The sequence below is a fragment of the Halomicronema hongdechloris C2206 genome (assembly GCF_002075285.3).
GTDB lineage: Bacteria > Cyanobacteriota > Cyanobacteriia > Phormidesmidales > Phormidesmidaceae > Halomicronema_B > Halomicronema_B hongdechloris.
Genome location: NZ_CP021983.2, coordinates 4,830,218 through 4,843,576, shown reverse-complemented (window position 1 = coordinate 4,843,576; position 13,359 = coordinate 4,830,218). Strand labels below are relative to the sequence as shown.

The following is a 13,359-nucleotide window of genomic DNA, read 5'->3' as shown; positions in this document are numbered from 1 at the left end:
GGCGATGATCCCGACGACCCGGCTCTATCGGTGGTTGTTGATTGTCGGTGCGATCGCACCCTTGGTTAGTGGCCTCATCCCCAGCCGTCAGTCCCTGGGTTTAGGTTTCCTGATGCTGCTTGCCGTAGACAGTGGGCTCCTGGTGCTCATGATTGTAGATGGTCACCGCCTCCGGTCGCAGCGGTTACAGGTAACTCGTTCCCCCTTATCTCGCCTGTCCATTGGTCGTGACAACATCATCACCCTAGAGGTGCAGTCGGGCGCTTGGGGAGGCGACATGCAAATCTACGACAACTATCCTGCGACCTGCGGCGGCACTGCCATGCCGCTACGGGTCAGCCTAGCTCCTCGGCAGCACCAAACCCTTAGCTTCCACGTGCATCCCACCCAGCGGGGAGAATTTGCCTGGGGCGATCTCCAGGTACGCCAGCGCAGTCCTTGGGGCCTGGCCTGGGTAGATTGGACCATCACGGCCGCCACTACCGTTGCCGTATATCCCGACTTGTTAGGCCTCAGAGCCCTCTCAGTGCGCCTGGCCCTGCAGTCTACCGGCACCCTGCGCCAGGCCCGACGATTAGGGGTTGGCACCGAATTTACGGAGCTGCGGAACTACGGGATAGGCGACGATCCCCGCCTGATCGACTGGAAGGCCACCGCTCGTCATCACCAGCCCTTGGTGCGGGTACTAGAGCCCGAGCGAGAGCAAACTCTGATCGTACTGCTGGATCAAGGTCGCCTGATGACCTCCCGAGTCGGCGGGTTGAGCCGCTTCGATTGGGGCCTCAACGCTACCCTCGCCCTGGCCATGGCTGGCCTCCACCGCGGTGATCGGGTCGGCATCGGCGTCTTCCATCGCACCCTCACCACTTGGCTGCCCCCCCAAGGGGGCTCGTCTCGCCTGACACGTTTTTTGGAACAGTTGACGCCGCTGCAACCCGTGTTGCAGGAATCCGACTATTTGGGGGCCGTCACCACCGTCGTTCAGCAGCAGCCCCGGCGAGCCCTAGTGGTATTACTCACCGATATTGTCGATAGCACCGCCTCGGCGGAGTTGCTCTCGGCCCTGATGCGCCTGCGGCCTCGCTATTTGCCCTTCTGCGTCACCCTGCGAGACCCCCAGGTAGATCGCCAAGCCCACACCTTCACCACCGAGGTGATAGCCGCCTATGGGCGCGCCGTGGCCCTAGATCTACTGGCCCAACGCCAGGCCGCCTTCGTGCAGTTAAGACAACGGGGAACCCTGGTGCTGGATGCCCCCGCTCCTCAGATCAGCGAGGCTCTGGTGGATGAATACCTGCGCATCAAGGCGAAAGGCCGTCTATAGAAGCTGGGAGACCGCTCGTTCTGGCGATTTCCTCTGCCTTGGCCTGGATGCTATGTATATGCGTACTATCACTACGCCTTATCACAAGTACCTACGACTGGAGCAGCCAATGGGTTAGAGGTGATTTAAATCACCGGAATATAAAACAATTGCATTATATTAAGGAGTGTAAATTCTTGTGGGTTTTCCGCCAAATAACTACGGCTGCGCCTCGCTGCTGCCTATACGCCTTGCCCATTAAATTGACTTAAAGATCGACCCAATCAAAACTCGCCTAGCCATCTTGGATTCGTTTGTCTGTTGAATTTAGATGTTGAATTTAGATGTTGAATTTAGAATTTAGCATAGAGGTTCACTCAGATATGATGGCGAGCTTCATGGGCCGCTCGCTGCCTAGTAGAGCATAGTACTAGTCTCTGAATTTAGCTAATGGATAGTCTTACGAGTACTGAGCTCGTGCATATTTGGAGTTCTTACACTGATGCAGCTCTCTTCTAGACAGCAAGTCCTGCTGATTGTTTTGGGATATGCCTTCTCAGGTAGTCTCTGGATTCTATTTTCTGATTACCTAGTCGAGCTAATTACCGATGATCTGACAATGGCCGCTCGCCTGCAGACGATTAAGGGCTGGGGCTATGTCTTAGTAACTAGCTTGGCATTATATGGCTTAATCGATCGCAGCCAGCAGTCTTTGAAACATAGCTTTGAGCGCACCAAACAACTCCAGGAACAGCTGCAGCTACAGATTGACCGCATGCCTATTGGTTGTGTCCTGTGCGATCAGGATCTCCAAATCATCGACTGGAATCCTGCTGCCGAAGCCATCTTTGGCTATAGCAAATCCGAGATACTCGGCTATCAGCCCCACCAGCTGATTATCCCCTCCTCAGCATATCCTCAAGTCAGCCAGATTTTCCAGCGTATTGCCCAGGGAGATATGGCCGCCCACAGTGTAAACGAAAATATCACCAAGGATGGTCGCCTAATCATCTGTGAGTGGACCAATACTCCCCTAAAAGACGACCAGGGCCGATTCATCGGCCTGCTTTCCATGGTGCAAGATGTCACCGACCGGCAGCGGGCCAAGGAAGATTTACAGCGATTGGCCTTTTACGATGACTTAACGGGGCTACCCAAGAGCAATTTACTACTGCAACGGCTGCAGCAATTGCTTCAGGAACCCAGAACGACTCCCTTCGCCCTGCTTTATTTAAATATCGAACAGTTCCAAGTGATTAAGTACAGCCTCGGGCGTCAGATTGCTGAAACTCTTCTGGTAAAAGTCGCCCAGCGGCTGGAAGCCTGCTTGGCCACCCCCGGCCTGCTAGCCCGGGTAGAGGGCAGTGAATTTGCCATCCTGCTGGAAACCGTGGCAGATGACTACGAAGCCAACCAAATTGTCAATACCTTACATCAGGCCCTAAATCAGTCCTTTACGGTCCAAGACTTGCGCATTGTTGTCACTAGTCAGATTGGCATTGTCCTCAGTTCTCAGGTACGGATGACCCCCGAGGAGCTATTGACGGCAGCAGATACTGCTATGAATCGAGCTAAGGCCATGAGCACTACCCATGAGACCTTCGACCGTATCATGCAACTGCAGGCAGCCCAACAGCTCCAGTTAGATGCCGATTTGCGGACTGCCTTAGAACAACAGCAGTTTCAACTGCACTACCAACCGATTCTGGCGTTAGACAATCAACATCTGCTTGGCTTTGAGGCCCTGGTGCGCTGGCATCATCCCGAACGGGGGCTGATTGCACCAAGCGAGTTTATTCCCTTGGCCGAACAAACTGGCCTGATTGTCCCCCTAGGGGAATGGGTACTGCAGCAAGCCTGCCAACAGCTGCAGCAGTGGCAACACTATGCCGTTCAAGGGCCCTTGTCCATAAGTGTCAATCTATCGGTGGTACAGCTGCGCCAGATGACAATGCTTGCCGTCATCGATCGGATCTTGCAGCAGACTCAGCTCAATCCTCAGCAACTGCAGTTGGAGATCACTGAAACCGCCACCATGGCAGATGCACCTCGGATGATAAGTGTACTCAGGAGATTACGAACCCGCCGCATTAGTCTAGCCGTCGATGATTTCGGCACTGGCTATTCATCCCTGAGCTATCTGCATACCTTCCCCTTCGACGCCCTCAAGATCGACAAATCCTTTGTCAGTCGATTGGGCCACGATCAACAAAGCTTAGAAATCATCCGCACTATCTTGTTACTGGCCCGTAACCTGAATAAAGTCGTCGTCGCCGAAGGCATCGAAACCCCTCAGCAGTTGGAATATCTGCGGAAACTGGGCTGTGAATGTGGGCAAGGATATCTCTTCGCCCGACCGATGAACGCTCCAGCCACGGAGGTATTCTTACAGTCGCATCAGTCGCGTTGTTTAAGAAAAGGTCAGGAGTGATGAAGTTTTCTGCATTGGGCGCGGCAACCGCGCCCCTACCCTGTCCCCTTACCCTCTATCCGCTATCGGCCTACTCGCCCGCCCATCCACCGTTTGACAGGGAGCCAAAACATTCACTCACTCAAAACTCAAAACTCAAAACTCATCAACCCGTGGGGCCTTCCTTCTCGTCACTCGTCACTCGTCACTCGTCACTCGTCACCCGTCACTCTTCCCCCTTCCCCCTTCCCGCCCGGCGACAATACTGCACAAACCCAACAAATATCCCCGTGCCTAACAGATATTTGATCTCGTTGGCGATCCAGGGTTGCGGTGAAATGAAGCCCTCAATCACGCCAGCGATCACCAGCATCGGCACCAGACCGTAGACCAGCTGGGCGGCCTGTAGGCCGTAGATCTTAAGGGCGTCGATGCGACGATAGGGAACCGGCATCAGGATGGAACGGGCCAACAGTAATCCGGCGGCTCCGGCCAATGCGATCGCAGGCAGTTCCAAGGCCCCATGGGGAAACACGAATCCCCAGAGCTCATAGGCCAGATTGGCCTGGGCCACCAAGGCTCCCACCGCCCCTAACATGACGCCATTGAAGCCCAGCAAATAAATCGTAAACAGCCCCGGTGGCATGGGAATGACGTTCCCCGGCCAGGGCATGCTCACCCCCCCCACGATGGCCCGCAGGGAGACGGCGATGTTGTTCACCATGATGGCACTGGAGGCCACCGGCTCTACCCCAAGAATAGAAACGGTCCAGAGTTCCTGGCTGTCATTCACCTGGGCCACGAAGTCGGGACCCAGCACCAGGCCCATGAAGCGAGGATCATACCAAGCCAGCCAACCGCCGATGAGCCCGCCACCGATCAGCAATCCAGCCGCCCCTAGAAGGTAGGCCCAGCTCTGCCGCACCACGGCCGGAAAGCCATGGCTGTAGAAGGCCCACACCGATTGCCACTCCTGTCGCCGTGACCCCTGATAGATCTGGCTATAGGCCCGATTCGTCAGCTGCTGCAGCTCCTGCACCAGAGATTCCCCCCCGGCCTCGCTACGGGCTCGAGCCAGATCGGCAGATACCGAGCGGTAGAGGCTGGCCAACTGCCGCACCTGTTCACCACTGAGCGACCTGAGCCCACGCCGTTCCGCCTGGTGCAAGAGCACTGCCAATTGTTGCCAACTGCCTTCCCGTCGCGCCATCCATCGCCGAATGTTCATGACATTTGCCAAAAATGTTGGGTCAGAGTCGGATGCCTAGGATAGGCTGGTGGGCGATTCCCCAGTGTAGTCCATGACCTCCTTGGCCAGTCTCTATCGCCGTCCCCTTAGCATTGGTAATGTCATCAATGCGGCATTGCAGCTGTACCGGACTCATTTTCGGCAATATCTGGGCTTGGCCCTACAGGCGGCTCTGTGGTGGTTGATCCCGATCTATGGCTGGGCCCGTAGTTTAACCACCTTGGCGCAACTATCCCGGCTGGGATTTCGACATCTCCTCGACCAACCCGAGCGCCCCGCTGAGACCTTTCGGGTGCTGCAACCGCGGCTGTGGAGTTTCCTAGGAGCCGGGATTCTGCATTTCCTACTGTTGGTGACGGTCAATATGACCCTCTCCTTCGGAATTTCCCTGAGTCTCTTGCCAGTATTGATGGGGTTGGCGGGGCTGTTTGGGGACAGTGCCATTGCCGGGGTGTTCGCCCTGCTGCTGCAGTTCTTGTCGCAAGTGATCATCTTTGTGGGACAGATCTGGGTGCAGTCGCGACTATTCGTCTACGATATTGCCCTGGCCATGGAGCGGAGCACCGATGCTACCCAATGTTTCGGCCGCAGCTGGACCCTGACCCGGGGCAGTATCCTGCGGATTCAGGGAGTGATTTTGGCCGCCTACTTGATCAGTACGCCACTGTTTATCCTGGCTTGCTTGCCCTTGCTGGTGCTGGTGCCCTCGCTGATCCAATCGGCACAGACCCTGCCCATCGATCCAATCCCCTTCGCCCTTTGGGTTCTGGCCACTCTGGTTGGGTTTATCGGCGTCATAATCGTGGTGAACATTCTGCTATCGCCCCTGTGGCAGGCGATGAAGGCAGTACTTTACTACGATCTGCGCTGCCGCCGGGAGGGGTTGGACTTTGGCTTGCGCACCGGTCGACAGAACTTGAGAGCAGGCGTTGTTGAAGATCTGGGTCGCTGAAGTCAATGAAGTTGCTCAAGTCGGTTACTATCACCACCCCCGAAAGCGTTGAGTTGGAGTTTGTCTTAGCTGGCATCGGCAATCGGGCCATTGCCCTACTGGTCGATTACCTGCTGCTGGCGATATTCTTGTTGCTACTTCAGCTCATCTATCTGGTGCTGATCGATCAACTGGCCCTGATGGGGGTGTTTCTGGGCACCGAGACCGAGACGTTGGAGCTTTGGCTGATCGCCATCTTTCTGGTGGTGAGCTTCGCCCTCTATGTCGGTTATTTCGTCGGCTTCGAGACCCTTTGGTATGGCCGGTCTCCTGGTAAGCGACTGGTCAATATTCGAGTCATTCGTGATGATGCCCAACCGGCCCGACTGTTTCAAGCCACGTTGCGATCGCTGCTGCGCCCGGTGGATGATGTCCTCTTCCTGGGCTATTTTTTGATTATGTTTGGGGCCCGGGAAAAACGCCTGGGCGACTGGCTAGCCGGTACCCTGGTGGTGCAAACAGATCTGCCGACAACGCCGCCGGGTATTCCCTTCACTGATAAGCTCCGTTCCATCGCCGCCGCCCTGATGCAACAGGGGGATCTGGCACGCCTAGATCCAGATGACTTTGCCCTGCTGCGGGAGTTTCTGCAACGACGCCAGGGCCTAGTCACTTCGGCTCGCAACCAATTGAGTATGGAACTTGCTCGCAGTCTGCGCCAGCGCATCTGTCTAGAGACCCTCCCCCAGGAGATGACTGCCGAGACCTTTTTAGAAGCCCTCTACTGGGCCTATCAGCGCCAGTATGGTCGAGGGCGGAACCACCGGTCGTCGTGGTGACTGCGATGGAACTCTGGCAACTTGATGTGCGATCGCACCCTTACCAATGAGCATTTCACCAATTTAACCATGACCATGCAACACCTGTTGGGGCAAGCGGGGCTTGGGGAAAGAGAAACGAGAAGCTAGGAAGGAAGTCGCAACGTTCAGTGATTCAAGCCCTTAAATTTCTTATCATCCTTGAATCATCGTTGGAGTAGTGACCATCTGGATTATGCCCCTTAGGGTTGAATCAAATATGGAGCATTGCGCTTATAGTTAGCAACCAGCCGCCAGTGCTGAACTTTGGGGTAGATAATCAAGCTTAAGAGGGGGAAGCCCCCCACGGGAATGAGCATCGGCGAGCCGCACAGAGCTATCCCAAGGCTGACTCCCGTAAATGCGACCGCTAGTGGTACTAATACGGCACGACTGTAGCCAAAGCTATTCTGCTTCATCTTATGAGCAACTACAGTGCAAAGATATAGCGTGACTCCAAATACAGCTGTAAACAGCAAAAAGTGCCAAAGGTTATAGATAATGATGCCACTTGCCAAGACCATCATTCCTATGAAATAAGTTCTAATTTGATGCATTAGCTTATCTCCCGATTAGCAACACTAAAGTAGAGATGTCATCAGTGACTATCCCTTGTTCAGTGCACGAAGCAAAATCACCATAGTCACTGGCAAAAAGGTACTACTGACCAGCAGTCCAATCAGATGCCAGAGTGGCAACGGTCGTGAGGGCAGTGTTAGGTCTGCCGTCGTGATGCATAGCGACACGGCAATGATGGGTTGCTCACTATTAGACTGAAGAATAAGTTCTCGCACGTAGGTTGTCTTAGCCTGCAGTCGCCGGGTATCTACAGATACCACCGTGGTTGTTTCATTGCCAGCCAAGTAAGTCGGATGGATATCAATCCAGTCACAGGGGTCATAGGGCCGAGGGGTTATGTGCCATTGCCCTTGCAAAACCGCATCAGGCCTTAAATTACTGACCCGAATGACGTCCTGTAATTGGGCCCCTAATGTCGGGGCCTCTAATCGAATTTGGGAATGACTCAGGCTAGCTCGGGCTCTGGCAATCAGTCTGAGCGGCAGTAATGCCTGCAGCGCAGTACGAGCATCGGGAAACCGATGGTCTGGGTTAGGATCTAGCATGCGATCTAACCAAGACAGAAACTGCGAGCTAATCGTTGTATGCGGCTGCCATAGAATGTCTTGACTGCGATACCGATAGGGGTTGTCGGCATCGGTCAAGGTATCCATTTGATGGGTGGGCGTCCCACTTAGCAAACTCAACAAAACCGCTCCCACAGCATAGTTATCGGAAGCAGGCCTAGGCTCTCCCAGCATTTGCTCACGGGGGGTGAATCCCAAGGTTCCTGCCCTGGCCGGTTCAAATGAGGAAGGATATCGGTGCGATACAGCCAGATCAAAGTCGGTCAAAATAAGTGACAACTTGCCATTTGATAACGGTCGAAAGAAGATATTTTCAGGTTTGATGTTGCCATGAATAATCATTGGTATTTGAACCTGAAAATCTGCCAATACTTCGAGTAAGCTAATCGCAACTGCTTTGATCTCCTCAGGGCGAAAGCTCCGTCGACTCGCTAAACTCCTAGCGTCTATATAAGCACGCACTAGATAGGTATATTCTCCCTTTCTGCAAATGGCTTTATAGGCAGCGATTCCGGGATGCTTAAGGCTGAACAACGTCTCTAATCTGGGACTATCTGGCCCTAGTAAGGATAGGCTCGATGGCTGCAGTTGCTTCAGCACAACCACGGTGTCAGTAGTGACATCAACGGCAAGGTAGGTCGCCGACTTGTCTTGCAACTTTCTCCCCAGCAGCTGGAGTCTTTTATAGTGATGGGCAGGTTTGAAGATACATTGCATAACCGTCAACGTTCTCCGTTTACGAGGGTGTAATTAACCGAGACAATCAGTCTTTAAGCTGCACCCGATGGCGATGACGTGGCTATTGTTGAAAGGCATGGAAAGGATGGCAAATGGGAGGATCTCTGTCTGGTACCACCCAAATGATGTACTGTCCCCCTAGGCCAATTCCAAAAACGTCATAGCACGCCACCTGGGTATGAAATCGGCTGAAAACCCAATAGTTCTGGACTTGAGTAGAGTGATAGAGGAGTTGTTGTAAGAGGGGGCGGGTCATCGGGGCAATCATTTCGCAAAACTCCCCCTCGGGATGACTACACCAGCTGTCATGGGCCCGTCTAGACACCGTTTTTACATATTGTGTCTTACTGTAGGGATTGGTGAGGGCTAAAGTTGCCACTATAAAGCCTAAAAGCATCCCAGTAAATAGACGTTTCTTTGCTACTTTTTTGGTATGTCGAGGGCTTTTCAAGACAAAATGGTCATAGGGTTTGATAACCATTGCAATGGCTCCAAAATCAAATAGGGCTAATGTTCATCACAAGCCTGTGATGTTGAGCGACTCCATGACAGAGGCAAGAGTGCTAGAGATGGCCTAACTGGCCTGGAGTCAACCCAGGAGACTCTGAAAACAACTTGCCAAGATGATTGGTCACAAGGTTTTTCACCTAGCTGCACAGGCGCGACGTCTAGCCACTGGCTATTGGAGTGCTGTTAGTCAATCAGCTCGTGGTCATAACGGGTGTTTCATTGACCTGCTCTCCTGGAGTTCTGTGTGGAGTATGAACACCGGAGAATATGATCACGCTCTGAAGATCTGACTCAGGCATATGAGGAGATGACAAAAGTTACTGTGTACTAGTGACACTCTCCCCTGATTCTGGGTAGACTCTTAGAACCGTTGAGACATAGTCTCCGGCGGTGTAATGGAAACTGAAGAAGCTGGCCCGGCATTGCTGGCTTCTTCAGTCCTAACCTTATTCTTAGGGCAATCACATTTTCTTGCCAGATAAGGTATGGCAGCTCAACCACTGGCATCGCCTCAAGGTGGTGGTCTAGAATTTACCAAAATTTCTGTATCGAATAATTCAAAATTTCAGATCTCTCCGATTTTTTGTGATTTAAAGCACACCCAGTCCCAGCAAACGTGAGAAACTCTTATCAGGATTTTGGGGGGAATGCTGGCATTTTCATCCAAGATCTCCTTCAGAATTCTGGAAAACTCTCGTTACCGACTAGAAATGACCCTAGGCCAATGCGCTGATGAGCAGCGTCTAGTCTATCTTTTCCATCACTTGTGTGCATGTTTAGCCATGCAGCAAAAGGCTGGGGGAGAGCCTAATGCATCTGCGATCGCAAACAGGTTGGGCAATAGAGATCTTCGTAGAATAATCAGCCAGCTGTTACAGGAGGAAGTGGCCTGGGAGATTAAGCAAGAACAACTCGGCAAACTCGGCAAGGCCACTACAGGTAGTGTAGTCGAGATGCTGAATGCGCTTAATCAGAGTCTACGGGAAGCTTATCAGGCTCACGAAGAGCCTTACAACCGAGCTCTGACACCAGAGGATGTCCTGACAGTTCTATACAAACTTGTTGACCTTACCCCTGATGAGCGCAAAGCCCTTAATCTTCCTTCAACAGACGGCCTCACCCTATTGAGAAGGGCCCTGCTGATTTTACAGACCACAGGAGATCTAGAAAATCATGAGATGCTCTTTCAGGTCTACAGAGCTGCCGTTGGATTAAACTTTGGAGATAGTAATGAGCCGTTAGATACCCTCGAGAAGGTGGATGATTTGGTCGCTCGAGTAGTTAGGCAGACACTCGAATACCTGCCAGAGCGATCGGATAGAGGTACTAACAATGACATTTCACCTGGAAAGGAAAGTACTGTTAGGACTTTGACTCGAAAGGCCCAGCGGGAAATTCGCCGACTACTGACTCGAAGTGGTAATCAAGTAAGCCCGATCGCCAATAGCGACATCGTGGTCAACGCCTATGCGCGTAAGTACTTGCAGCCTGCATTTGTCACCAAGCTTGCTCAAACTGTTGTTGCCAATGAGCGCTTAACCGACCAGTTTCCGGTATATCTGAAACGTATTTCGATCAAGCCATGTGGTCCTCTACCCTTTGCTGACAGAGAACTCGAGGGGTTACAGCAATTTGATGGTCCCTACCCTCCTCTCTTACATCCAGTCCTGCGCCAGTTAGACCAAACCCTGTTGCATAATGCGGCCTCAGAACTGCCGGGGCCAGGTGACTATGAACTAGCCTCCCAAGAAGCCACCGAAATCATTGCTGAATTCTACGTCAAGGTGCCTAAGGACTACTCACCGGCGGTCGCACCTATTTTCCGCAAGTTGGCGAGTCAGAATAGCCGTCGCATCGACTTTTCTATCCGCAGCACTGGTGTTGGCGGCACGTTGTCCCATGTGATTAAAGTCATTAATTCTGCTCTATTATCGGATATTCCATGTCTAAAAGATTATTTTCCGATTGGCCATGACATTATATCTACCCAAAAAATTATTCAAGATGATGTCGCTTCTCCTGTGTGGGCTCACAGCTTAGTCAAACTCTGCAAAAAGGAAACGGTAGCTCAGGCACTACAATCCGGCAGCTCTACAAAGTTAGGGGTCTATGAAGAGTTTTCCTTCGCCGATCCTATAGGCCATGGGGACTATTGCGGCTTCGACTTTATTATCTCTCAGGCTCAATCGGCCTTGCACGCTAGGCTACAGGCCATTCGTAATTCCGGGGTTTCGCCCAACACTTATATTCAACATCTTTGCCAACGTACTGAACGTCATATTGCATTAAAAGACGCTTGGAATCGGTTGGGAGGTTATCCTTTTTCCTCCTTGGCTATGATTGGGCTTATATATGAGCAAATATTACCCCCCAACTCTGGTGATGTTCTGCTTCAGAGAACAGACCCTTATATTTATTTTGATGCTTGCCTATCGATTACAGAAGCGTTACTTGCCGAAGGGCTTTATCGTCAAGCCTATAGACACTTAAAACGCTTAAGAGTATTAGATGATTTTGTCAATCAGGGGCTCAACATTAATCGACCTGAACTCGACAACTTCGAGATTTTTTCAGGAGCATTAATCATTCGCTATTTGTTGTGCTTGGCAGAGTATTACTATCTGTATGACACAGCGGATACTTCAGATCATTATTTACCGCCTGGTTGTCCTAGCAATGTCAATCGTGAAGGACTTGTTCTGCGAGCATGGGAAGTACTCAATCAGGCTCACACTCACGTTCGTATCCGCTTGGGGAAATATGTTGCTATTAATGAGGTTTCTCAAGGAATTTTCCACCCACACTACCTTTTATTAGGAAAAATTGCCTCTCTGAGGGCCAAACTGATGTTATTTTTCCCTCAGCTTGTGCCACTAGATAATGAGCACCTACCCACTGATAATACCTTCGGCCGAACCCGGATAGAAGCCTCGATTCATTGGGGCCGTATCTATCTGACAGAAAAGGCTAGACTCTACGGGGCTGCCAATGGGGAAGGCGAGGTCTATGCCTGTTATGCCGCCATGCAATGTTGGGTGCATTTGATCGCGGCTTATGCTGAGCCAGAAGACCTTAGATCGTCTAGACAGCTAGGCAATCTCTCGCCTGAGAGCTGTCTCAAATGGGCTAGGACACTAAGAAATCACGCCCTCATTAGCTATGCCGATGCTGGTAGGCGATACTATTATCAGATCAAAGAGAAAAGCGGACTTCCTAGAGATGATCAGGATAAATTTGGCTTCTACCTTATACAGAAGATCCCGGCCATCTTTGAATTTCGGGGAAATCAACAAGATTCATCAAGTCGCCACTTGCAGGGGTTGCTAGCACTAGATATGTCATTGCTGGCCATTGATCCAGAACGCTTACCGAAGTTATCTCCCAATCATCCTGAGCGGACAATATATCTATTTGGAAGCAATGCATGCTACTTATTTTTTGCCCGTGGTCTATATATGTTATGCAGTAACGACTCTGAGGAGTTTAGCTTAGAGAACTCATCCACAGAAGAGGAAATTTCGTCACCGGAAGAAGACATTGATTGGCGAGCCAAATTACAGCATTCGATTCGTTTATTCAACATGGCTTGGGGAATTGCAGAAGAAGGGTGCAGAATTCGAAAAGACAAGCGAGATAGGGAACGCCTATTTTACATTAGTCGAGTGCTGAATAGTGATGATGCCGAGGAGGAAGTTTCTATGGATATTCCTCCAGAAGTAAGGTCTATTCGTGACTTATACCCGCGTCGGATTACCGAAATCGCTGATTTAGGAAAAGTATTTGCAGCTGCCTCTATGGTGTTATGTGCCTATACGGCAGAGCCGGAAGAGTGTATATCTCTGAATAATAACGCTGAGGTGCTGCTTGCTAAACTGTACAGTGCTCAACTTCTAGAAGACTCAAATCACCTCAGAGCACTTATCCGTAGACAGAAGCGTTATAACGGACATATCGCCGGTTATTTAGAGCAGGCAAAACACACAATATTGAGCTACCGCAATTCTGATGATTCAGACATCTCCATCGAGACGAGACGTAACTATCTGATCAGAGAACTTTTCTTTCGTCTACATATGAGTTAGGGCCTACTGGATCGAGAACTGCTGTAAGGAGGGCCATCGGTTGAGAGAGCAAGGTCTTGGTCGACGGCTAACAGTGCGATCGCATTTAATTCCGGGTCATGCTGCCCTTGCCCAGAATACTGAGTCAAGAGGGA

The 13,359-nt window shown here is 51.5% G+C and carries 9 protein-coding genes; 5 read left to right on the top strand and 4 right to left on the bottom strand.

Features of this window, described 5'->3' with window-relative positions; translation table 11 throughout:
- The first annotated feature begins 4 nt into the window (after positions 1-4).
- Complete coding sequence (locus tag XM38_RS22045; protein WP_080813356.1) at positions 5-1,324, top strand: DUF58 domain-containing protein; 1,320 nt, start codon at positions 5-7, stop codon at positions 1,322-1,324.
- Positions 1,325-1,805: 481 nt separating this feature from the next.
- The gene (locus XM38_RS22040) at positions 1,806-3,734 is read left to right on the top strand and encodes a sensor domain-containing protein (RefSeq protein ID WP_080813357.1); all 1,929 of its coding nucleotides are present in this window, start codon (positions 1,806-1,808) and stop codon (positions 3,732-3,734) included.
- 205 nt (positions 3,735-3,939) lie between these two features.
- On the opposite strand, the gene XM38_RS22035 is transcribed toward XM38_RS22040, so the two are convergent.
- On the bottom strand, positions 3,940-4,941 hold the full coding sequence (locus XM38_RS22035; RefSeq protein ID WP_080813359.1) for a stage II sporulation protein M: 1,002 nt from the start codon (positions 4,939-4,941) through the stop codon (positions 3,940-3,942).
- Positions 4,942-5,014: 73 nt separating this feature from the next.
- Between XM38_RS22035 and XM38_RS22030 the strand changes: the two genes are divergently transcribed.
- On the top strand, positions 5,015-5,914 hold the full coding sequence (locus tag XM38_RS22030; protein WP_080813361.1) for a hypothetical protein: 900 nt from the start codon (positions 5,015-5,017) through the stop codon (positions 5,912-5,914).
- Between the two features lie 5 nt (positions 5,915-5,919).
- The gene (locus tag XM38_RS22025) at positions 5,920-6,732 is read left to right on the top strand and encodes an RDD family protein (RefSeq protein WP_080813363.1); all 813 of its coding nucleotides are present in this window, start codon (positions 5,920-5,922) and stop codon (positions 6,730-6,732) included.
- Positions 6,733-6,953: 221 nt separating this feature from the next.
- Here XM38_RS22025 and XM38_RS22020 read toward each other — a convergent pair whose 3' ends face one another.
- The 3 genes from XM38_RS22020 to XM38_RS22010 all read right to left on the bottom strand — a co-directional run bounded on the left by XM38_RS22020 (position 6,954) and on the right by XM38_RS22010 (position 9,012).
- Positions 6,954-7,307: a hypothetical protein gene (locus XM38_RS22020; protein ID WP_080813364.1), complete on the bottom strand. Its 354-nt coding sequence runs from the start codon at positions 7,305-7,307 to the stop codon at positions 6,954-6,956.
- Positions 7,308-7,355: 48 nt separating this feature from the next.
- Entirely contained in the window at positions 7,356-8,552 is a 1,197-nt protein-coding gene (locus tag XM38_RS22015) for a protein kinase domain-containing protein (protein ID WP_187329505.1), read from the bottom strand.
- Between the two features lie 142 nt (positions 8,553-8,694).
- Positions 8,695-9,012, bottom strand: a complete 318-nt coding sequence (locus XM38_RS22010) for a DUF4359 domain-containing protein (protein ID WP_187329504.1) — start codon at positions 9,010-9,012, stop codon at positions 8,695-8,697.
- A gap of 778 nt (positions 9,013-9,790) precedes the next feature.
- On the opposite strand from XM38_RS22010, the gene XM38_RS22005 reads away from it, so the two are divergent.
- Positions 9,791-13,225, top strand: a complete 3,435-nt coding sequence (locus XM38_RS22005) for a hypothetical protein (RefSeq protein WP_187329503.1) — start codon at positions 9,791-9,793, stop codon at positions 13,223-13,225.
- Positions 13,226-13,359 lie beyond the last annotated feature (134 nt).

What these genes read in the sequence shown, in the direction of transcription:
- XM38_RS22045 (WP_080813356.1), top strand. Translation starts at nt 5, where the DNA reads ATGATCCCGACGACCCGGCTCTATCGGTGGTTGTTGATTGTCGGTGCG.
- XM38_RS22040 (WP_080813357.1), top strand. Translation starts at nt 1,806, where the DNA reads ATGCAGCTCTCTTCTAGACAGCAAGTCCTGCTGATTGTTTTGGGATAT.
- XM38_RS22035 (WP_080813359.1), bottom strand. Translation starts at nt 4,941, where the DNA reads ATGAACATTCGGCGATGGATGGCGCGACGGGAAGGCAGTTGGCAACAA.
- XM38_RS22030 (WP_080813361.1), top strand. Translation starts at nt 5,015, where the DNA reads ATGACCTCCTTGGCCAGTCTCTATCGCCGTCCCCTTAGCATTGGTAAT.
- XM38_RS22025 (WP_080813363.1), top strand. Translation starts at nt 5,920, where the DNA reads ATGAAGTTGCTCAAGTCGGTTACTATCACCACCCCCGAAAGCGTTGAG.
- XM38_RS22020 (WP_080813364.1), bottom strand. Translation starts at nt 7,307, where the DNA reads ATGCATCAAATTAGAACTTATTTCATAGGAATGATGGTCTTGGCAAGT.
- XM38_RS22005 (WP_187329503.1), top strand. Translation starts at nt 9,791, where the DNA reads ATGCTGGCATTTTCATCCAAGATCTCCTTCAGAATTCTGGAAAACTCT.